Source organism: Actinoplanes sp. NBRC 101535, from assembly GCF_030269225.1.
GTDB lineage: Bacteria > Actinomycetota > Actinomycetes > Mycobacteriales > Micromonosporaceae > Actinoplanes > Actinoplanes rectilineatus.
Genome location: NZ_BSSY01000008.1, coordinates 123,485 through 144,169, shown reverse-complemented (window position 1 = coordinate 144,169; position 20,685 = coordinate 123,485). Strand labels below are relative to the sequence as shown.

Here is a 20,685-nt window from a genome sequence, read left to right as displayed (position 1 = left end):
GGCGCCGCTTCCCCGCCCTCGGCCTCCTGACAGCCGTGGTCTCCGCCTGGACCAGGGTCATGTGGACTTTCCCGTCATAGTCATGGACGTACTGATGCCGCGTCTCGTCTTGACGTCCTCGTCGACGCCGCCATCAACATTGATTCCCAGGCCTTCACATCGACTCGTCAATATGAGCGTCCAGTCGTCATCCCGTGGGGCACCGAGTAATCAGCAAGCAGCGGCGACTGCCGGAACAACGCCGCTACCGCACCCCGAGCCCCGTCGTCATCCCCCAGCCGAGCAGCCCGGACCTCCGGCCCACCACTGCCACTGCCACTGCCACTGCCACTGCCACTGCCACTGCCACTGCCACTGCCACTGCCACTGCCGAAGATTCTTTCTCCGGCGATCACCTCGGCGGCACGGTCGACGATCTCCGGGACGGCACGGATCAGCGGGCCACCGATGACGATCAACTCCGGGTCCAGGATCAGGGCCGCCGCGGCTGCCACCTGGCCCACCGCGACGCCGATCCGGGCCATCACCGCGGCCACCTCGGGTTCGTGCCGGCGGGCCGCCAGTTCCGCCAGGTCGGTCACGCCCGCCGCGACCAGGGCCGGCCCGACCGCCGCCACCGTCTCCAGACACCCTCGTTTGCCACACCGGCAGTCGGCCCCCACATCGCCGGCATCAGCCCCCGCGCCCGGACCGAACGACGGGATGCCCGCCCGGACGTGCCCGAACTCCCCGGCCACCCCGCGCGCCCCCGCCACCAGCCGACCGCCCACCACCAGCCCGCCGCCCACCCCGTCCGCCAACCGGAGGTAGAGGACGTCCCGCGCGTCAGTCATGCCCGCCTCGGCGAGCGCCGCGAACCGCGTGTTGTTGTCCACCAGGATCGGAGCCGTGAAGTGTTCCTGGAAGGCGGCCAGCACCGCCGCCCGGGATTCGTCCACCGGGTACGGCCCGGTCACGCCCACCCCCACGCCCTGCAGCGCGGACAGTCCGATGCCCTGTTCGCGGCCGAGACAGTCGACCAACGACAGCGCCACCCGGATCCGCGCCGCCAGCGACGTCCGGGCCGGGTGAACCGCGACGACGCTAGCGATGATCTCGTGGGCGGCGTCGGCCACCACCGCCCGGACCCGGGTGTGGCCCAGATCGAGTCCGAGGAACTGGCCGGACCGCGGGTCCAGCGCCAGCAGTTCGGCGGGCCGTCCGCTCCCGGCGCGGTGCCGGGCGTCGGTGGTAGCCACCACGATGGCCCCGCGGCCCAGCAGCTCACCGGTGATCTCGGAGAGGGTGGTGCGGGACAGCCCGGACCGGGCGGCGATCTGGGCGCGGCTCAGGGTGCCGTGCTCACGCAGGATCGCCAGGACACGCTCTTCGTGAGCGCGCCTGACCAGCGCGTGGACCCCTCCGGTTACCGGCACGTCGCCACGGTAGGCAGCCGCCAATTTTTCCGTCAACGATCCGACAGAATTATCTCTCCCAATCCGGTAGGAAAACTGGGCGACCCGGACACGGAGGCGGCGACGCGGTGGCCCATGCGTGCCACTCAGCTCAAGTCGGTCCAGCCGCCGACCAGTGCCCACGCGATCCGCTTCGCCGCGGCCACTCCTGCGACCGTCACGGTAGGCAGCCGCGTCGGCGTAGCTCAGTCGTTTGTCACGGCAGCGGGTCAACCTCGAGGTCGACTCAAGCTCAGCGGCATTGCGGGTTGCCCGGCCGTCGCCCACGGTCGTTGCCGGCTCGTCGATGGACCACGGCCGACGGCCCGGTCGGCCGAGCCGTCGCCTGTGGCTCTTTCTCAGCCGAAAAGGAGCCGTGGAGAACGGCTGGGCGCTCCGAGCCGTCGCCCACGGCTGAGAAACGGTCTCGAGAGAGCCGTGGAGGACGGCTGGGTTGCTCGGGCCGTCGCCCACGGCTGAGAAACGGTCTCAAGGGAGCCACGAAGAACGGCTGGACGCTCCGAGCCGTCGCCCACGGCTGAGAAACGGTCTCGAGAGAGCCACGAAGAACGGCTGGACGCTCCGAGCCGTCGCCCACGGCTGAGAAACGGTCTCGAGAGAGCCACGAAGAACGGCTGGGTTGCTCGGGCCGTCGCCCACGGCTCACCCGGTAATGCCGGGCGACCACCGACGACGGCCCAGAACCGCCCGATGCCACCCAGCCAACGTTGATCGAGGCGCCGACCGGGAACGCTACGGCGACTCTCACGGCCGTCGACGGTGGCATCCGTGGACCGAGGACCGAGGACCGAGGACGAACCCCGGGACCGACACGGAGGCGTACCGCAAAAATCAGTAGGTTGATCGCATGAGCATGCGATTCGGGGTTTTCGTTCCCCAGGGCTGGCGGATGGATCTCAATGAGATCGCCGACCCGGTGGAGCAGTACGAGGCAATGACCGCCGTCGGCAAGCTGGCCGACGCCGGCCCGTGGGACAGCATCTGGGTCTACGACCACTTCCACACGGTCCCGGAGCCCACCATCAACACGACGTTCGAGTGCTGGACCGTCACGTCGACGCTCGCCCGGGACACCTCACGGGTCAACATCGGCCAGATGGTGGGCTGCAACGGCTATCGGCAGCCCTCGCTCTACGCCAAGATCGCCTCGACGGTGGACGTCGCCAGTCACGGGCGGCTCTATGCGGGCCTGGGCGCCGGCTGGTACGAGAACGAGTGGAAGGCCTACGGCTACGAGTGGGCCGACGTCCCGGAGCGGATGGCCGCGTTCCGGGAGGCCGTCGAGATCGTGAAGAAGATGTGGACCGAGGAGCAGCCGGTCTTCACCGGTAAGCACTACCGCATCGACAAGCCGATCAACGAGCCGAAGGGTGTCCGCCGGCCGCACCCGTCGTTCTGGCTGGGCGGCGGCGGCGAGAAGGTCACGCTCAAGCTGGTCGCGAAGTACGCGGACGCCTGCAACGTGGGCGGCGGCGACCCGGAGGTGGTCCGGCACAAGCTGGCCGTGCTGAAGGAGCACTGCGAGAAGCAGGAACGCGACTACGACGACATCGTCAAGTCGACGAGTTACTACCTGGACCGGCCGGACGTGCCGACCGCGGAGATCGTCGAGAAGGTGGAGCAGCTGGCCGAGGCCGGCGCGGATTACGTCATCTTCTACGTCCCGCGGGTGGCCTACGACCACGAGCCGATGCAGCGTATCGCGGAAGAGGTGATACCGCGGTTCTCGTAAATTTCGAGAACCTGGCATGATTTCGGTGCCGGGTCCGAAAGTTGCGACGAGATCAGCCGGCGGTAAGGAGCACCGCCATGACGGTCAGCAGGCCCCGCGTGACCATCGCGGCCATCGCCCAGGCCGCCGGCGTCTCGGTTCCCACGGTGTCCCGGGTGCTCAACGGGCGCACCGACGTGTCGCCGCAGACGCGGGAGCTGATCGAGCGGCTGCTGCGTGAGCACGACTACCGGCCCCGCAACTCTCGGCATCCGGGGCGGGCCAAGCTGGTGGATCTGGTCTTCGACGATCTGGACAGCCCGTGGGCGCTGGAGCTGATCCGCGGGGTGGAGGACGTGACGCACGCGGCCGGTGTCGGGACCGTGGTGTCGCAGGTGCATCGTCGCAGCACCGCGACCCGGCAGTGGTTGCAGAACCTGCGGTCGCGGGCGTCGGACGGGGTCATCTTCGTGACCTCGGATGTGGCGGAGCCGGTGCACACCGAGTTGCACCGGCTCAAGGTCCCGGTGCTGATCATCGATCCGGCGGGTGGGGCGGCGGCCGACGTGCCGACGATCGGGGCGACGAACTGGTCGGGCGGCCGGACCGCTACTGATCACCTGCTGGAGCTGGGGCACCGGCGGATCGGGTTCGTGGCCGGCCCGCGGCAGTTGCTGTGCAGCCGGGCGCGGCTGGACGGTTACCGGGCGGCGCTGGAGGCGGCCGGGGTGCGGGTCGACGAGGCGCTGATCCGGACCGGTGATTTCCGGTACGAGACCGGGTTCGCCGCGGCGCAGCACCTGCTCGATCTGGCCGACCCGCCGACGGCGATCTTCGCGTCGAGTGACCTGATGGCGCTGGGGGTCTACGAGGCGGCCCGGCGGCGTGGCCTGCGGGTGCCGGACCACCTGAGTGTGATCGGTTTCGACGATCTGCCGGAGTCGCAGTGGGCGTCGCCGCCGCTGACCACGGTCCGTCAGCCGCTCGCCGAGATGGGGGCGCTCGCCGCGCGCACCGTTCTGCGGTTGTCGCGCGGCGAGACCATCGAGACCCCGCGCCTGGAATTGGTCACCAAGCTGATGGTCCGGGAGAGCACGGCTCCTCTATTTGCCGAAGCCGGCCGTCAACCCGCTGAGTAGCTGCCGTCGCCCGATGATGTAAAGGGTGAGGATCGGCAGCGTGGTGAGCACGACCGAGGCGAGCACCGCGGGGATGTTGACGCTGTACTGGCCCTGGAAACTCCAGAGCGCGAGCGGCAGGGTGCGCTGTTCGGGGCTCTGGGTCAGGATCAGCGGCAGGACGAACCCGTTCCACACGGTCAGTCCCTGATAGATCGTGACGGTGACCAGGGCCGGGCGGGTCAGCGGGAAGGCGAGCCGCCACAGCGTGCCCCACTCGCTGGCGCCGTCCATCCGCATCGACTCGAAGAGTTCCTTCGGCACGTCGCGCACGAAGTTGGACAGCACCAGCACTGAGAGCGGGATGGCGAACGCCAGCGACGGCAGGATGATCGCGCCGAGGGTGTCGTACATCTCGATCTTGATGATGATCAGGTAGATCGGGATGATCACCGCCTGCAGCGGAATGGCCAGACCCATCAGGAACAGCCCGTTGACGGTACGCAGGAAGCGGCTCCCCGCACTGCCCCGCACGATCGCGTACGCCGCCATGAAGGACACCAGCACCGCCGGGCCGACCGCGCCCACCGTGACGATGACACTGTTCATGAAGTACCGGGCGAAGTCGTTCTCCAGGACGAACCGGTAGTTCTCCAGGGTGGGCGACGTCGGTGGGACGAGCGGGTTGGAGTCGTAGTAGTCGCTCTGCATCTTGAAGCTGGTGATGACGATCCAGTAGATCGGCAGGAGCACCACCACCAGCCAGAGCCACCCGGCCAGGCCGCCCAGCCAGTTCCACTGCAGGAACCGCGGCCGCGGCCGGCCCGGTTTCTGCGGTGGCACGCCGCCGACCCGGACACCTCGGTCGTCGAGCACTGTGGTCATCTCAGACACCTTCCAGCTGGCTCTCGGTGGCGTCCCGGCCGCCCAGCCGGCGCAGCAGCAGAGCGAGGGTGAGGCCGACGAGGACCAGGATGACCGCGATGACGCTGGCCGGTCCCATCAGGTTGGCCTTGAAGCCGCGCTGGTACATGTCGACGGCCAGGGCCCGGGTGGCGTCGCCGGGGCCGCCCGCGGTGAGCACGTAGATCAGGTCGAAGAAGGTCAGCGAACCGACCACCATCAGCGTCGAGGACGTGATGATCGTGTACTTGAGCTGCGGCAGGGTGATGCTGAGGAACTGCCGGATCCGGCCCGCGCCGTCGATCTCGGCGGCCTCGTACATGCTGGTCGGGATCTGCCGGATGCCGCCCTGGTAGATCAGCGTGTGGAACGGGATGAACTGCCAGGACACCACGAACACCACGACGCCGAGCGCGAGTGTGCCGTCGCCGAGCCAGTCCTGCTGCAGGAACTCGGCGCCCAGTCCGGCGCCGAGACCGAAGTTCGGGTCCAGCAGCATCTTGAAGGTGATCGAGATGGCCGCCTGGCTGAGCAGCAGCGGGACGAAGAAGAGGACTGCCAGCACCGCGCGATAACGCTTGTGCGCGGCGATGAAGACGCCGAGCAGCAGCGAGAGCGGGGTCTGGAACAGCCAGGACAACCCCATGATCAGGAAGGTGACCCACAGCGCGTGCGGGAGCCGGGGGTCGGCGAGCACGGTGGACCAGCTGTCCGTCCCGGTGAACGAGATGTCCGGGCTCAGACCGTTCCACGAGGTGAAGCTCAGCAGCAGGACACCGAGCAGCGGCAGGACACCGAACACGGCGAACGCCACCAGGGCCGGGACGGCCATCCAGGAGACGGAGGCGCTCCGCACACCGGTGGAACCGGTGGGCGGAGCGCTCCGGACGACGGGTGGAGCGATGGTCATTTGCCGATGACCTGGTTCATGTTGTCGGCGAACTGCTGGGGCGCGATGTCCAGGGTGAACAACTTGGAGATGTTGTCCAGCAGAGCCTCGGCCGCGGTGGGGCTCAGCGCCTGGTCCCAGGACTGGCTGAAGGTCTTGGCGTTGCTGGCCACGCCGTAGATGAAGTTGAGGAACTCGGCATCCGGCGAGGAACCGATCTTCGCGTCCGAGCCCTTGACGATCGGCACGCCGCCGGTCTTGATCCAGTCCTGCTGCTCGGTGTCGTCGAGCAGGCTGGTGAAGAACTTCTTGGCGGTCTCCTTCTGCTCGGCCGAGGCCTTGGAGTAGATGGAGAGGTACTGCCCCGCGTTGCCGACGGTGTTGCTCGGGTCGCCGGTACCGCCCTCGACGGCGGGGAAGTTGAAGTACCCCAGCTTGCCGTCCTTGATGAAGTCGCCACCCTCGGCCGAGATGATGCCGTAGGACCAGCTGCCGTGCAGCTCCATCGCGGCCTTGCCCTTGTAGAGCAGGGCCTGGTCGGCGTTGGAGTCGGCGGTGATCGAGGAGAAGCCCTTGATGAAGCCGTTCGCCTTGATCAGCTCCTGGATCTTGGTGAGACCCTGGATCGAGGCCGGGTTGTTCCAGGCGTCCTTCTCCCCGTCGTAGACGGCGTTGAACACCTCGGGACCGCCGATGCGGTCGAAGAGGAACTCCAGCCACATCATGTTGGTCCAGCGGGACTGGCCGCCGAGCGAGAACGGCGCGATCTTCTTCTCGTTGAACTTCGGCAGCAGGCTCATGATCTCGCCCCAGGACTGCGGGGGCTGCTGGATGCCGAGGTTCTCGAAGACCTCCTTGTTGTACAGCATGATGATCGGCTGCACGGTCTCGGCGGGCATCGCGTAGATCTTGCCGTCCACGGTGGCCGGGCCGAACGAGGAGGGGAACAGACGGTCCTTGACCGCGGCGTTCTGGCTGAACCAGTCGGTCAGGTCGTCGACCTGGCCCTCCTGGACGTAGCTCTTGAGACCGCCGCCGCCCCAGCCCCAGATGATGCTCGGGGCCTGGCCCGCGCCGAGCGCCGTCTTGAGCTTGTCCTTGTAGGCGTCGTTCTGAATCGGATTGACCTTGATCTGGCCACCGGAGTTGGCCTTGTTGAACCGGTCCACCGCGCCCTGCCGGACCGGTTCTCCGGGCGGGCCGCTGAGGAACCAGTAGCTCGCCTCGGACCCCGAGGTGTCACCGGTGTCGGCTGGGCCGGAACTGCCGCAGGCGGCCAGGGCCGCACCGGCCGCGGTTCCCGCGGAAAGGCTCAAGAATGTCCTGCGCTTCACGCTGATCTCCGTTGCATCGAAGAAAGCCGCGGGGGATGAACGCGGCGGCGATATGTCGAGAGCGACATGTCTCCGATTTCCCGAACCGGTTAAGTTACGGAAGTTTCGGGGGCCTGTCGCAAATTAACGCGAGGTTTCGTTAACGTAGGGTTTCGCCGCAACAGGTGTCAAGACCCTTGCCGTAACCGTGCTGTGAGCGCGAGAGTAGGCGGGCGGGGAGCGCCGCGGCTAAGACCGAAACTTTCGGAGGCTTCTGCTATGACCGTCAACCAGCCCTGGCAGGATCCGGCGCTGCCGATCACCGACCGTGTCGAGGCGCTGCTGCGCGTGATGACCCTGGAGGAGAAGGTCGCTCAGCTCGGCAGCCGGTGGATCGGCAAGGACAAGGGTGCGACCGGCGCCGCCGGCCCGGAACCGGAGGAGGGCCACCAGGTCGCGCCGAGCGAGGACACGTTCGCCGGCGGGGACGCCCTGGAGGACGCCAGCCGGCACGGCCTCGGGCACCTCACCCGGATCTACGGCAGCTACCCGGTCACCGCCGCCGACGGCGCCGCCGAACTGATCCGCCAGCAGCGCATCGTGACCGCCTCGCACCGGCTGGGCATCCCGGCGATCGTCCACGAGGAGTGCCTCACCGGCTTCACCATGCACGGCGCCACGGTCTACCCGGCCGCCATCGCCTGGGGCGCGACCTTCGACCCGGCGCTGATCGAGCGGATGGCCGCGGCGATCGGCCGGGACATGGCGGCGCTCGGCGTGCACCAGGCCCTCGCCCCGGTGCTGGACGTGGTCCGCGACTACCGCTGGGGCCGGGTCGAGGAGTCGATCGGCGAGGACCCGTACCTGGTGTCACGGATCGCCGCCGCCTACGTGCGCGGTCTGCAGGGCGCCGGGATCATCGCGACGCTGAAACACTTCGCGGGCTACTCGGCGTCGCGCGGCGCCCGCAACCACGGCCCGGTCCCGATGGGCCGCCGGGAGCTGCTCGACGTGATCCTGCCGCCGTTCGAGACCGCGATCCGCGAGGCCGGTGCCGGTTCGGTGATGAACTCGTACTCCGAGATCGACGGCCTGCCGGCGGCGATCGACCCGTGGCTGTTCACCCAGGTGCTGCGCGAGGAGTGGGGCTTCACCGGCACGGTGGTCTCGGACTACTGGGCGGTGCCGTTCCTGGCGATGAACCACGGCGTGGCGGCGGACAACGGCGACGCGGGCGCGCTGGCACTCGCGGCCGGCATCGACGTGGAACTTCCGGACACCCTCGGTTACGGCACGGAACTCGTCGACCGGGTCCGCAAGGGCGAGATCGTCGAGGAGCTGGTCGACCGGGCGGCCCGCCGGGTGCTGCTCCAGAAGGCCGAGCTGGGCCTGCTCGACGCGGACTGGACGCCGGAGGCCACGGTGGCCGGCGCCGGCGCGGTGGACCTCGACTCGGCGGAGAACCGGGCGCTGGCCCGCGAACTCGCCGAACGGTCGATCGTGCTGCTGGAACCGGGTGACGTGCTGCCGCTGCGCGCGCCGGGCCGGATCGCCGTGGTCGGCCCGTGCGCCGACGACTCGCGGACCTTCCTGGGCTGCTACGCCTTCCCCAACCACGTGCTCCCCCGCTACCCGGGCGTGGAGGACGGCCTCACCATGCCGACCGCGGTGGCCGCGCTGCGCGACGAGCTTCCGGATTCCACCATCGGGTACGCACAAGGCTGCACCGTCAGCGGCGACGACCGTTCCGGATTCGCCGCGGCGGTCACCGCGGCCGCGGAGTCCGACGTGTGCGTGGCGTTCGTCGGCGACCTGGCCGGACTGTTCGGCAAGGGCACCTCCGGCGAGGGCTGCGACGCCGCCGACCTGCGGCTGCCCGGCGTGCAGGCCGACCTGGTCCACGAACTGCTCGCCACCGGCACCCCGGTGGTGCTCGTGGTGATCTCCGGCCGGCCGTACGCGCTGGGCGAGTTCGAGGGCCGGGCCGCCGCCCTGGTGCAGGCGTTCATGCCGGGCGAGGAGGCGGGCGCCGCGATCGCCGGCGTGCTGTCCGGCCGGGTCCAGCCCAGCGGCCGGCTGCCGGTGCAGATCCCCCGGCACCCGGGCGGCCAGCCCGGCACCTACCTGCAGCCCCGGCTCGGCGCCGACCACCTCGGGGCCAGCAACCTCGACCCCACCCCGCTGTACGCGTTCGGCCACGGGCGCTCGTACACCACCTTCGGCATCGACGAGCTGCGGCTGAGCGCGGACCGGGTGCCGACCGACGGCGCGTTCACGGTGACCGTGCGGGTCCGCAACACCGGCGGGCGCGACGGCGCCGAGGTGGTGCAGCTCTACCTGTCCGACCCGGTCGCCGAGGTCACCCGTCCGGTGAAACAGCTGACCGGTTTCGCCCGTGTCGAGCTCGCCGCCGGGGCCGCCGCCGACGTCACGTTCACCGTGCACACCGACCGGGCCGCGTTCACCGGCCGGGCGATGCGGCGCATCGTCGAGCCCGGTGAGCTGCGGGTCCTCGTCGGATCGTCGGCCTCCGACATCGCCGTGCGGGCCGTCGTGGAGCTGACCGGACCGGTACGCGAGGCCGGGCCGCAGCGCCGGCTGTCCACTCCGGCCGAGGTGGTGGCAGTGGATTCGTGACATCCGCTCACGCTGCGCAGCGCTGCGCGCACACTAGGCTGCTGGTGTGCCCGAACCCGCCGCCGTCACCGACGCCGCGACACTGTCCGGACCGGACGCCGTCGCGCTGCTCGACCGGCTGCTGGAGGTGATCGCCGAACGGCCCGGCGGGACCGGGCCGCTGCTGGAGCGCCTGGACCGGGCCGCGGCGCTGGCCCTGCAGCGCAGCCTGCTGCCGGCCCGGCTGCCCGAGGTGCCCGGCGTCGAGCTGGCCGCACGGTACGTCCCCGGGCACCGCGCCGGGATCGGCGGCGACTGGTACGACGTGTTCACCCTGCCGTCCGGCTGGCTCGGCGTGGTGATCGGCGACGTGGCCGGCCACGGCCTGGCCTCCGCGGTGGTGATGGGCCGGGTCCGCAGTGCCCTGCGGGCGTACGCCCTGGTCTGCGACGACCCGGCCGAGGCGCTGACCCTGCTGGACCGCAAGGTGCAGCACTTCGAGGCCGGCAACCTGACCACCGCTCTCTACGTGATGGTCAGCCCGGACCGGGGCCGGGCCGTGGTCTCCTCGGCCGGGCACCTGCGGCCGGTGCTGGCGGTCCCGGGCCGGGCCGCCGGGCTCACCGAGGTGGCCGTCGACCCGCCGCTCGGGGTCGGCCGCCCGGACCGGGCCCGGCACAACAGCGAGGTCCCGCTGCCGCGCGGCGCGGTGCTGCTCTGCTACACCGACGGTCTCGTCGAACGCCGCGACGAGATCATCGACGAGGGTGTCGGACGGCTGGTCACGGCGGTTCACGCGACCGGCGCGGAGGCGGTCTGCGCTACCGTCATGGCGGATACGGACCTGGCCCGGCCGACCGACGACGTGGCGCTCCTGGCGGTCCGCCGCCGACCCTGACGTCCCGTGTCACCGCTGCGGAAAATCTTTCGGAACCCCTTGTTCGCGACGGATTCAGCGGAAAAGATGGGGCCGCGCTCACCGATACCACAGCTGGAGGCCGGATGTCCGCCAAGTCGGTTCTGCACAACGTCATCGGTGGCGAGGCCGTCGCGCCCGCCGACGGGCGCTATGCGGATCTCATCGACCCGTCCACCGGCGAGGTGTTCGCCGCAGCCCCCGTCTCCGGGCGTGAGGACGTCGACCGTGCGGTGCGGGCCGCGTCCGGCGCGTTCGGCGCGTGGCGTGACACCACCCCGAGCGACCGGCAGCGGGCGCTGCTCAAGTTCGCCGACGCGGTCGAGGCCCGGGCGGACGAGCTGGTCGCCGCCGAGTCGCAGAACACCGGCAAGCCGCTCGCCCTGACCGCCAGCGAGGAGTTGCCGCCGGCCGTCGACCAGATCCGCTTCTTCGCCGGCGCCGCCCGCCTGCTCGAGGGCCGCTCCGCCGGGCAATACCTCAACGGCTTCGAGAGTTACGTGCGGCGCGAGCCGGTCGGCGTCTGCGCCCAGGTCACCCCGTGGAACTATCCGCTGATGATGGCGGTGTGGAAGATCGCCCCGGCGCTGGCCGCGGGCAACACCGTCGTCCTCAAGCCGTCCGACACCACCCCGGTCACCACCGTCATGCTGGCCGAGATCGCCGCCGAGTTCTTCCCGCCGGGCGTGTTCAACGTGGTCCTCGGCGACCGCGACACCGGACGCGAACTGGTCGCACACCGTACCCCGCAGATGGTCTCCATCACCGGCTCGGTGCGGGCCGGCATGGAGGTGGCCGGCGCGGCCGGCGCCGACCTCAAACGCACCCACCTGGAGCTGGGCGGCAAGGCCCCGGTGGTGGTCTTCGACGACGCCGACGTGGCGGCGGCCGCCGCGGCCATCGCCGAGGCCGGCTACTTCAACGCCGGCCAGGACTGCACCGCCGCCACCCGGGTCCTCGCCGGGCCGGGCGTCTACGCCGACTTCGTCGCGGCGCTCGCCGAGCAGGCGAAGAACACCAGGACCGGCGCCCCGTCCGACGAGGACGTGCTCTACGGCCCGGTCAACAACGCGAACCAGCTCGACCGGGTCGCCGGGTTCATCGACCGGCTGCCCGACCACGCCGGCTTGGAGGCCGGTGGCGCGCGGGTCGGCGACCGCGGCTACTTCTACGCCCCGACGGTCGTCTCCGGCCTGCGCCAGGACGACGAGATCATCCAGGACGAGGTGTTCGGGCCGGTCATCACGGTGCAGCGGTTCACCGACGAGGACGAGGCGGTGGCCTGGGCAAACGGCGTCGACTACGGTCTGGCGTCGAGCGTCTGGACGAAGGACCACGGGCGGGCCATGCGGATGACCCAGCGCCTGGACTTCGGCTGCGTCTGGGTCAACTGCCACATCCCGGTGGTCGCCGAGATGCCGCACGGCGGGTTCAAGCACTCCGGGCACGGCAAGGACCTCTCGGTGTACGGGCTGGAGGACTACACCCGCATCAAGCACGTCATGCACAGCCTGGGGGCCTGACGTGTCGCTCTCCGAGGATCTGCACAAGCGCCGTCTCGCCGCGGTCGCCCGGGGTGTCGGCTCGGTCGTCAACTCCTACATCGACTCGGCCGGTGGCGCCACCCTGACCGACGTGGACGGCCGGGAGTGGATCGACTTCGCGTCCGGGATCGCCGTCACCTCCGTCGGCAACGCCGCCCCGCGCGTCGTCCAGGCCGTCCGTGACCAGGTGGAACGCTTCACGCACACCTGCTTCATGGTGGCGCCCTACGAGTCGTACGTGGCGGTCTGCGAGCAGCTGATCGCGCTGACGCCGGGCACGTTCGAGAAGCGGGCCGCGCTGTTCAACTCCGGCGCCGAGGCCGTGGAGAACGCCGTCAAGATCGCCCGGCACGCCACCGGGCGGCAGGCGGTCGTGGTGTTCGACCACGCGTACCACGGCCGCACCAACCTGACCATGGCGCTGACCGCGAAGAACATGCCGTACAAACACCGGTTCGGGCCGTTCGCCCCGGAGGTCTACCGGGCCCCGATGTCGTACCCGCTGCGCGACGGCGGCCTGGACGGCGCCGAGGCGGCCCGCCGGGCGATCGACGTGATCGAGAAGCAGGTCGGTGCGGGCAACGTGGCGGCGGTGCTGATCGAGCCGATCCAGGGCGAGGGCGGTTTCGTGGTGCCCGCGCCCGGGTTCCTGCCCGCCGTCGCGGCCTGGAGCAGCGCCAACGGGGCGGTCTTCGTCGCCGACGAGATCCAGACCGGGTTCGCCCGGACCGGGCACTGGTTCGCCGGCGAGCACGAGGGCCTGGAACCCGACCTGGTCACCACCGCCAAGGGGATGGGCGGCGGACTGCCGATCGCCGGGGTGGTCGGCCGCGCCGACCTGATGGACGCGGTGCACGCCGGCGGGCTCGGCGGCACGTACGGCGGGAACCCGGTCGCCTGCGCGGCCGCCCTCGCCGCCATCGAGACGATGCGCGAGCTGGACCTGGTCGCCGCCGCCCGGCACATCGAGGCGGTGCTGGTCCCGGCCCTGCGCACACTGGCGTCGTCGGCGCCGGAGATCGCGGAGGTGCGCGGGCGCGGCGCGATGATCGCCATCGAGATCGTCGAGCCCGGCGGCCTCACCCCCGACCCGGTCCGCACCGCCGCGATCAACAAGGCCTGCCACGACGCCGGGCTGCTCACACTGACCTGCGGAACGTACGGCAACGTGCTGCGTTTCCTGCCCCCGCTGGTGATCTCCGACGAGGACCTCCAGCGAGGCATCGACATACTCGCACGGGCGATCCGCGGTTGACGGCTTTGCTCCCGGACCACCATCCGGGGAAGAATCGCGACGTGACGGACACGGCCCTGGACGAGACCAACAAGCGGATCATCGAGCACCTGCAGCGGGACGGCCGGATGTCGTACGCGACGCTCGCCAAGACCATCGGGCTGTCCGAGGCGGCGGTCCGCCAGCGGGTGCAGCGCCTGCTCGACGGCGGCCTGATGCAGATCGTCGCGGTGACCGACCCGCTCACCCTGGGCTTCGCCCGCCAGGCGATGGTCGGCCTGCGCGTCAACGGTGACCTGCGGGCCATCGCCGCCGAGATCGCCGAGATCCCCGAGGTCGACTACGTGATGATCTGCGCCGGGCGCTACGACCTGCTCGTCGAGCTGGTCTGCACCGACGACGAACACCTGCTCGACCTGCTCAACGAGAAGGTCCGCGCGGTGCCCGGCGTCACCGCCACCGACACGTTCATGTACCTGAAACTCGCCAAGCAGACCTACGCCTGGGGCACCCGGTAGATGCGCGCACCGTCGTTCTGGCTCGACTCCCTCGGCCCGCTCCCCCGGCGCGACCCGCTGCCCGGTGACACCACCGCGGACGTGGCCATCGCCGGGGGCGGCTACACCGCGCTGTGGACGGCGTACTACCTGGCCCGCGCCGCGCCGGACCTGCGGATCGTGATCCTCGAGGCGGAGTACTGCGGGTTCGGCGCGTCCGGCCGCAACGGCGGCTGGGCGTCCGGCCTGTTCCCGGTCTCCCCGGCCCGGCTGACCCGCGCGTACGGGGCGGACCGGGCGGACGCGATGCAGCGGGCGCTGGAGGACACCGTCGACGAGGTGGGCCGGGCGGCGGCCGCCGAGGGCATCGACTGCGACTTCGCCAAGGGCGGGACGATCTCCCTGGTCCGCACCCCGGCCCAGCTGCGGCGGGCGGCCGGCCCCGGCCTGCTCGGCGCGGACGAGGCGCGGGCCATCTGCGCGGCGAACGACGTGCTCGGCGGCGTCTACAGCGAACACTGCGCGGCCCTGCACCCGGCGAAACTGGTTCGTGGCCTGGCCGACGTGGTGCAGCGGCTCGGCGTGACGATCCACGAGGGCACCCGGGTGCTGCGCCTGAGCCCCGGCGCGATCGTCACCGACCGCGGCGTGGTCCGGGCCGGCACGATCGTCCGAGCCCTGGAGGGCTACACCTCCGGCCTGCACGGGCACCGCCGGCACATCGCGCCGGTCTACTCCCTGATGATCGCCACGGAGCCCCTGCCGGCGGCGTTCTGGGACCGGGTCGGCCTGGCCCGGCGCGAGACGTTCACCGACGAACGACGACTGGTGATCTACGGCCAGCGGACCGCCGACGACCGCCTCGCCTTCGGCGGGCGTGGCGCCCCGTACCACTTCGGCTCCCGCATCCGCCGCGAATACGACCTGGTGCCGGGGGTTTTCGAGGCCCTTTCGCGTACGCTGACCGAGCTCTTCGGCATCGCTCCGGCGATCACCCATCGATGGGGCGGTCCGCTCGGCATCCCCCGCGACTGGTTCCCGTCGGTCGGCCTGCGCGACGGCATCGCCTGGTCCGGCGGCTACGTCGGGGACGGGGTGGCGGCGGCCAACCTGGGGGCGCGCACCCTCACCGATCTGATCCTGGGCCGGGAAACCGCGTTGACAGCGCTCCCCTGGGTCAACCATCGTTCACGGCGGTGGGAGCCGGAACCGGCACGGTGGCTCGGCATCAACGCCGGACTGCGCGGGACCGCCCTGCTGGACGGACTCTCCTTGTGATGTCCCGCCCTCGGACAGGAGCTGAGACCATGCCCGGTCGCTCACGCACGCGCTGACCTCACGTCATCGCGTGCTGCCTTCGAACAGCGCGCCTCATCGCCGCCACCGTTCGAGGGAGCACTGTGCCCGGTCTCTGGAAGAATGCCGATTTCCGCCGTCTGTGGGCCGGTCAGACGGCCTCCCAACTGGGCGAGCACACCGGTCTGGTGCTGCTGCCCCTGACCGCCGTCCTGACCCTGCACGTCGGGGCCGAGCAGCTGGGGATGCTCCGCGCGGTGGGACAGGCGCCACTGCTGCTGGTCGCGCTGACGGCCGGGGCGTGGGTGGACCGGTGGCGGGCTCGTACCATCATGGTGCTGTCCGATTCTGTTCGTGCCCTGGTCCTCGGTGTGGTGGCGGTGACCGCGCTCGGCGGCGGGCTGCGGCTGGAGTTCCTGCTGGTCACGGTGTTCGCGGTGGGCGCGCTGTCGGTGTTCTTCGACGTGGCCTACCAGGCGTCGCTGGTGCGGCTGGTCACCCCGGAGCACCTGTTGCGGGGCAACGGCGCGATCGAGGGCACCCGGTCGGCGGCGCAGATGGGCGGCCCGGCCCTCGGCGGCGCCATGGCGTCGGCGCTGCCCGCACCGGTCGCCGCGGCGGTCACCGGTCTGATGTTCCTGCTGTCCGCGCTGGCCCTGACCCGCATCCGCCGGCCTGAACAGCCGGTTTCCTCCCCTGGCAGCGCCCGGTTCCGGATCCGCGACGGCCTGCGGTTCGTGGCGGGCGACCGGATCCTGCGCGCGGTGTGCCTGGCGTCCGGGGCCTTCCAGTTCTCGCATGCGGCACTGACCACCGGGATCCTGCTGTTCCTGCCCCGGGAACTGCACCTGTCCGGCACGTTCGTCGGGCTGACCCTGGCGGCGACCGGCCCGGGAGCCCTCGTCGGTTCGCTGCTCGCCACCCGGTTGCCGGGGCGCCTCGGCTACGGTCCGGTGCTGATCGGCGGGGCATTGATCGGCAACGGGGTGATGCTCTGCCTGCCCCTGCTGCCCGCCGGTGCGACGGCCACGGTCGTGGCGCTGCCGGCGGTCTTCGCCGTCTTCGGGGCGTTCGGGCAGCTCGTCAACGTGACGGTGATGGCGGTCCGGCAGGCGGTGACCCCCGCATCGTTGCAGGGCCGGGCCGCCGCGACGATCACGTTCGCCGGGATGGGCCTGACCCCGTTCGGCGCCCTGGCCGGCGGGTTCCTGGCGGACCAGATGGGGCTCCGGGTCACGGTGACGCTGGCGGCGGCCGGCATGATGCTGTCCCCGCTGGTCATGCTGGTGTCGCCGCTGGCTCGCCTCGGTCGTACGCTGCCCGGCCCCGTCCCTTCGCGATGAGGCCGGCACCCGGACGGCGACGGCGTCACTCCTGATCGGGAATCGTGTGGCCGTGCTCAGCGGGTTCCACATCCGGTCCGTGACGCCCACGAACCCTGAATACGATTCCGGGTTCCACCCGATGGAGAACCAGCACGGATTTGCCGCAACCTCGTTGTGTGGCGAGAAGATGGCGGCAACTGACGGTCTGGCTCCACGTGTTGACATCGGTGAGCTGGATGGCGCAGACGATGGCGCTGTGCGTGCTCCTCTGCGTCGGACTCGCCGCGGACACCATTCCTGATCGTGATGCCGCCATGTCCATGGCTCACGTCCTGGACGGCCGTCTGCTGGGACCGATGGCCGACGCCTCGGCCTTCACCGGGATCATGCTGGCCGCGGCCACGCCCTGGGGGTTCTTCCGGAACTGGTGGGTGCTCGTCAAGTTCGCGATCACCATCATCCAGCTCTACCTGGGCATCTTCCTGCTGTCGCCGGCACTCACGGACTCGCTGGCCACCGGGCCCGCACCGGTGCAGATCGCCGGAACGGCCCTCATGGCGAGCGCCGTCGCGTTCCAGGGCTGGCTCTCCGTGGCGAAGCCGTGGGGAAGGATCCGCCACCCCAGCCGGCCGCAACCCGGAATCGGGCCCCGATGGATCTTCATCATCACGGTGGGTGGGGCCCTCGCGGACCTGGCCCTGGCCATCGCCATCGGCCACCCCATGCCGCTGCTGTCGCTCACACTGCTCGCCGTCGGATTGATGAGCCGGCCCCGCTGGGTGAAGGCCTGATCTTCATCCGGCTGCCGTCGGCTCCTGGGCGGGTGGCAACCGGATGGTGACGGGAGGGCACCGGGCCGGGAATCGAGTGGGCGGCGGGGTGGCCGATGAGTACGGTACGCCCGGCGGCCTGCCGGGTTACCGGCTCCGGAAGGGTTCTTCTTGCGTAAGCTCCTCGGTCGTCTGGCTCTGTCCGCCCTCGTCGCCCCCGCCGCTGTCGCTGCCGTGATGATCGCGTCCCCCGCTCAGGCCGCTGTAGCGAAGCCCACCGAGAAGACCCTGCAGGCCGAGGTCAACCGGCTGATCAACGTCGAGCGCACCTCGCACGGCTGCGCCCCGCTGACGGAGAACAAGGCACTGACCGCCGCGGCCCGCACCCACAGCGCGTGGATGGCGCAGACCGGCGCCTTCTCGCACACCGGCAACGCCGGATCGAACTTCGTGGCCCGGGCCAAGGCCGCCGGCTACGCCAAGCCGTCGGCGGAGAACATCGCCTACGGCTACCGCACCGCCGACACGGTGGTGCAGGGCTGGATGAACAGCACCGGCCACCGCACCAACATCCTCAACTGCAAATCCAAGACCGTCGGCGTCGGCGTGGTCTTCTCCGCCAGCGGCACCCCGTACTACACCCAGGACTTCGGCTTCTGACGGTCCCCCCGCCGTCGAAGCCGGAAAGCGATGCCCCAGCCGATCCCCCTGCGGCTGGGGCATCGCTGCGTAGTCACCGCGGTCGAAACTGAGTCATGGCGCCTTAAAAGGGTCATAGCGCTTTAAAACGGGTCACAGAGGTTGAGACTGCCGACGCCGGGACTGCCGAAGCGCACGGGAGGCGCGGGACGGAGCTTCGTGCGTACCCCGGAAAGGGCTTCAGATGATCGGCGTGGCCGGCGGCGGCCCGGAGAGCGGAAGGCGCACGCAGACGATCGTGCCCGACGGACGGTTCTCGTCCAGGCGGATCGTGCCGCCGTGCAGGAGCACGATCGCGCGGGCCAGGCTCAATCCCAGGCCGCTGCCCGACGTCCCCTGATGCCGCACGTTGCTGCCGCGGAAGAACCGGTCGAACACCCGGGCGCGTTCGGCCGCCGGCGTGCCGATGCCCACGTCCGCGATGCACAGGTCGGCCATCGAACCGTCGGCGCGCAGCGTGATGTGCACCGGCGCGCCCGGCGGGCTGTAGCGGACCGCGTTGGACAGTATGTCGTCGATGACCTGGCGTAGCCGGGTGCCGTCCGCCGCGATGATCAGGGAGCGCGGGAGTTCGCTGACCAGGGTGAGGCGTTCGCCGTCGCGGCAGGCCGCGGTGATCACCGAGGTCACCAGTGCTGCCAGGTCCACCTCCTGTACGTCCAGGACCAGGTGCCCGGAGTCCAGCCCGGCCAGGTCCAGGAGCGTGTTGGCGATGCGTTGCAGGTTTCCGGCGTTGCGCGCGATCACCTGGGTCATCTGCCGCACGTCCGGGTCGAGGGTGGCGGCCTCCTCCTCGAGGAGCGTCGCGTTCGCCGTGATCGCGGTCAGCGGGGTTCGCAGTTCGTGGCCGACCAGGTCCACGAAGTCGCTCTGGGCGCGGGCGAGCTGGCGGGAGAGTTCCTCGGCGCGGCACTGGGCGACGAACACGCCGAACTGGGCGGCGACGCCGTCCAGCAGCACGGTGAGCAGGTCGGGCTCGAACTCCTGGGTGCCCGCGTAGCAGGTGAGCACGCCGAGCAGCGAGTTGCCGTCGCGGACCGGGACGGCCAGGGCGGTACGCACGCCGCGGCTCAGGCAGATCTCGACGCGTTCCCGTTCGTGGCTGGTGCGCAGCTCGGTGCTGAGGCTGATGTCCGGTTCCCAGATGGCCCGGCCGCTCTCCCAGACGCGGCCGGTGATGCCCTGGCCGCGGATGGGCACATGGCCGAAGAAACCGTCCGCCTCGAGGCCGGAGGCGTCCCAGTGGCCGACCGGCAGGAGCAGCCCGGTGGCGTCGTCGATCAGGTACAGCTCGGCGGCGGGCCAGCCGAGGGTGACGGTCAGGGCGCGTAGCGCCTCGGGGGCGGCCTCGGCGGGGGTGGCGGCCTTCTGCAGGATGTGTTCGACGGCGAGGTGGCAGTTGCGGAACCGTTCGACGCGGCGCAGGGCGGTGACGTCGTGGGCGACGGCGACCGCGCCGCGGATGGTGCCGTCGGCGGCGGCGATCGGGCGGGCGATGGTGTGGAAGACCTGCATGCGCTGGCCGGCCCGGCGCACGTAGACGTCGTCGGTGATCACGTCGCCGCTGGCCAGGGCCCGCATCATCGGGGTCTGTTCCCAGGCCAGCGGCCGGTTGTCCGGGGCGGTGAGCATCGTCGGTTCGATGGTGGCCGTCCCCTGGCCGGACATGCCGCGCATCTCGCGCATGACCCGGCTGATGTAGACGACCCGGCCGTCGGCGTCGCAGGCCATCACCCCGGCGTCGAGGTTGCGGACCATGCCGCGCAGGAATTCCGTGTCGACCGGGAGGTCCGGCATGTCGTTCAGGTCGCCGGCAGCCGGGACGCCGGACGGGCCGGGGCGGGTGACGCTGTCCGGGGCGAGCATGGTCGCGGCGATCGTCATCAGCGTGTCGCACTGCGGGTCGCTCCAGGCGCGCGGCCGGCGGTCGAAGACGGTGAGCGAGCCGATCGGCCGGTCCAGGTGGTCGCGGATCGGGACGGACAGGAAGGCGCGCATCCCGAACTCGTTGGCGACCGGATGTTCGGCCAGCCGCTCGTCCGGGTCGTCGAGCATGTCCTGGGCCATGATCAGGTGGTCGGCGCAGACCACGAACTTGCACACCGAGTACGCCAGGGGCAGCTTTTTGAGGTGCGAGATCTGGTCGGGCAGTCCGTGCGAGCCGAGGAAGTGGACGTCGTCGTTGTCGACCAGGGTGATCACGGCGACCGGTGTCTCGATCAGTCGCGCGGCGAGGGTGGCGACGTCGTCGAGTCGGGCGAACCCGCCGGACATGGTTCGCAGGGCTTGATGTACCGCGGCCAGGCGCACGGGGTCGCCGAGAACAGCTTCGTCCACCACCATCATGACCGGCCCGCCCTCTCCGTCGGAAGTCCGTGGTCACTGACTGTCGACGCTAGT

General features: G+C 70.5%; 16 protein-coding genes. 11 read left to right on the top strand and 5 right to left on the bottom strand.

Annotation, left to right across the window (positions count from 1 at the left end; translation table 11 throughout):
* Nucleotides 1-167: 167 nt before the first annotated feature.
* The gene (locus tag QSK32_RS23030) at nucleotides 168-1,415 is read right to left on the bottom strand and encodes an ROK family transcriptional regulator (protein WP_285473120.1); all 1,248 of its coding nucleotides are present in this window, start codon (nucleotides 1,413-1,415) and stop codon (nucleotides 168-170) included.
* An 886-nt stretch (nucleotides 1,416-2,301) separates the two neighbouring features.
* Between QSK32_RS23030 and QSK32_RS23025 the strand changes: the two genes are divergently transcribed.
* Together QSK32_RS23025 and QSK32_RS23020 are read left to right on the top strand one after the other, a co-directional pair.
* Nucleotides 2,302-3,186, top strand: a complete 885-nt coding sequence (locus QSK32_RS23025) for an LLM class F420-dependent oxidoreductase (protein ID WP_045747903.1) — start codon at nucleotides 2,302-2,304, stop codon at nucleotides 3,184-3,186.
* Nucleotides 3,187-3,227: 41 nt separating this feature from the next.
* Entirely contained in the window at nucleotides 3,228-4,304 is a 1,077-nt protein-coding gene (locus QSK32_RS23020) for a substrate-binding domain-containing protein (RefSeq protein WP_157411577.1), read from the top strand.
* Here QSK32_RS23020 and QSK32_RS23015 read toward each other — a convergent pair.
* From QSK32_RS23015 to QSK32_RS23005, 3 genes are read right to left on the bottom strand one after another with little or no spacing between them, the layout of a single operon-like run.
* Nucleotides 4,269-5,168 carry a carbohydrate ABC transporter permease gene (locus tag QSK32_RS23015; RefSeq protein ID WP_045747901.1) on the bottom strand — a complete coding sequence of 300 codons (900 nt, stop codon included), beginning with the start codon at nucleotides 5,166-5,168 and terminating at the stop codon, nucleotides 4,269-4,271. The genes QSK32_RS23020 and QSK32_RS23015 overlap by 36 nt on opposite strands.
* A gap of 1 nt (nucleotide 5,169) precedes the next feature.
* Nucleotides 5,170-6,096, bottom strand: coding sequence for a carbohydrate ABC transporter permease (locus tag QSK32_RS23010; RefSeq protein WP_045747900.1), 927 nt, complete (start codon nucleotides 6,094-6,096; stop codon nucleotides 5,170-5,172).
* The gene (locus QSK32_RS23005) at nucleotides 6,093-7,409 is read right to left on the bottom strand and encodes an extracellular solute-binding protein (RefSeq protein WP_083449709.1); all 1,317 of its coding nucleotides are present in this window, start codon (nucleotides 7,407-7,409) and stop codon (nucleotides 6,093-6,095) included. Before QSK32_RS23005 ends, QSK32_RS23010 begins: the two co-directional genes overlap by 4 nt.
* Before the next feature lie 258 nt (nucleotides 7,410-7,667).
* Between QSK32_RS23005 and QSK32_RS23000 the strand changes: the two genes are divergently transcribed.
* The 9 genes from QSK32_RS23000 to QSK32_RS22960 all read left to right on the top strand — a co-directional run bounded on the left by QSK32_RS23000 (nucleotide 7,668) and on the right by QSK32_RS22960 (nucleotide 18,246).
* Nucleotides 7,668-10,025 carry a glycoside hydrolase family 3 N-terminal domain-containing protein gene (locus tag QSK32_RS23000; RefSeq protein ID WP_285473119.1) on the top strand — a complete coding sequence of 786 codons (2,358 nt, stop codon included), beginning with the start codon at nucleotides 7,668-7,670 and terminating at the stop codon, nucleotides 10,023-10,025.
* 46 nt (nucleotides 10,026-10,071) lie between these two features.
* Complete coding sequence (locus QSK32_RS22995) at nucleotides 10,072-10,902, top strand: PP2C family protein-serine/threonine phosphatase (protein ID WP_285473118.1); 831 nt, start codon at nucleotides 10,072-10,074, stop codon at nucleotides 10,900-10,902.
* 104 nt (nucleotides 10,903-11,006) lie between these two features.
* On the top strand, nucleotides 11,007-12,443 hold the full coding sequence (locus QSK32_RS22990; RefSeq protein ID WP_045747897.1) for a gamma-aminobutyraldehyde dehydrogenase: 1,437 nt from the start codon (nucleotides 11,007-11,009) through the stop codon (nucleotides 12,441-12,443).
* Nucleotide 12,444: 1 nt separating this feature from the next.
* Nucleotides 12,445-13,719, top strand: coding sequence for a 4-aminobutyrate--2-oxoglutarate transaminase (gene gabT / locus QSK32_RS22985; RefSeq protein WP_285473117.1), 1,275 nt, complete (start codon nucleotides 12,445-12,447; stop codon nucleotides 13,717-13,719).
* A 41-nt stretch (nucleotides 13,720-13,760) separates the two neighbouring features.
* Nucleotides 13,761-14,216, top strand: coding sequence for an Lrp/AsnC family transcriptional regulator (locus tag QSK32_RS22980; protein ID WP_211275618.1), 456 nt, complete (start codon nucleotides 13,761-13,763; stop codon nucleotides 14,214-14,216).
* Nucleotides 14,217-15,473, top strand: coding sequence for an NAD(P)/FAD-dependent oxidoreductase (locus QSK32_RS22975; protein ID WP_285473116.1), 1,257 nt, complete (start codon nucleotides 14,217-14,219; stop codon nucleotides 15,471-15,473).
* A gap of 122 nt (nucleotides 15,474-15,595) precedes the next feature.
* A complete protein-coding gene (locus tag QSK32_RS22970) occupies nucleotides 15,596-16,834 on the top strand; it encodes an MFS transporter (RefSeq protein WP_285473115.1) in 1,239 nt (412 codons plus the stop codon).
* 218 nt (nucleotides 16,835-17,052) lie between these two features.
* The gene (locus QSK32_RS22965) at nucleotides 17,053-17,607 is read left to right on the top strand and encodes a hypothetical protein (RefSeq protein WP_157411576.1); all 555 of its coding nucleotides are present in this window, start codon (nucleotides 17,053-17,055) and stop codon (nucleotides 17,605-17,607) included.
* Nucleotides 17,608-17,757: 150 nt separating this feature from the next.
* Nucleotides 17,758-18,246 (top strand): CAP domain-containing protein, encoded by a 489-nt coding sequence (locus QSK32_RS22960; RefSeq protein ID WP_285473114.1) that lies wholly within the window; start codon nucleotides 17,758-17,760, stop codon nucleotides 18,244-18,246.
* A 219-nt stretch (nucleotides 18,247-18,465) separates the two neighbouring features.
* Here the strand turns inward: QSK32_RS22960 and QSK32_RS22955 are convergent, their stop codons facing one another.
* A complete protein-coding gene (locus QSK32_RS22955) occupies nucleotides 18,466-20,631 on the bottom strand; it encodes a sensor histidine kinase (protein WP_285473113.1) in 2,166 nt (721 codons plus the stop codon).
* Nucleotides 20,632-20,685 lie beyond the last annotated feature (54 nt).

Coding starts and splice junctions, on each gene's coding strand:
- QSK32_RS23010 (WP_045747900.1), bottom strand. CDS start 6,096: ATGACCATCGCTCCACCCGTCGTCCGGAGCGCTCCGCCCACCGGTTCC.
- QSK32_RS22955 (WP_285473113.1), bottom strand. CDS start 20,631: ATGATGGTGGTGGACGAAGCTGTTCTCGGCGACCCCGTGCGCCTGGCC.
- QSK32_RS23015 (WP_045747901.1), bottom strand. CDS start 5,168: ATGACCACAGTGCTCGACGACCGAGGTGTCCGGGTCGGCGGCGTGCCA.
- QSK32_RS23025 (WP_045747903.1), top strand. CDS start 2,302: ATGAGCATGCGATTCGGGGTTTTCGTTCCCCAGGGCTGGCGGATGGAT.
- QSK32_RS22990 (WP_045747897.1), top strand. CDS start 11,007: ATGTCCGCCAAGTCGGTTCTGCACAACGTCATCGGTGGCGAGGCCGTC.
- QSK32_RS22975 (WP_285473116.1), top strand. CDS start 14,217: ATGCGCGCACCGTCGTTCTGGCTCGACTCCCTCGGCCCGCTCCCCCGG.
- QSK32_RS22965 (WP_157411576.1), top strand. CDS start 17,053: ATGGCGCAGACGATGGCGCTGTGCGTGCTCCTCTGCGTCGGACTCGCC.
- QSK32_RS23000 (WP_285473119.1), top strand. CDS start 7,668: ATGACCGTCAACCAGCCCTGGCAGGATCCGGCGCTGCCGATCACCGAC.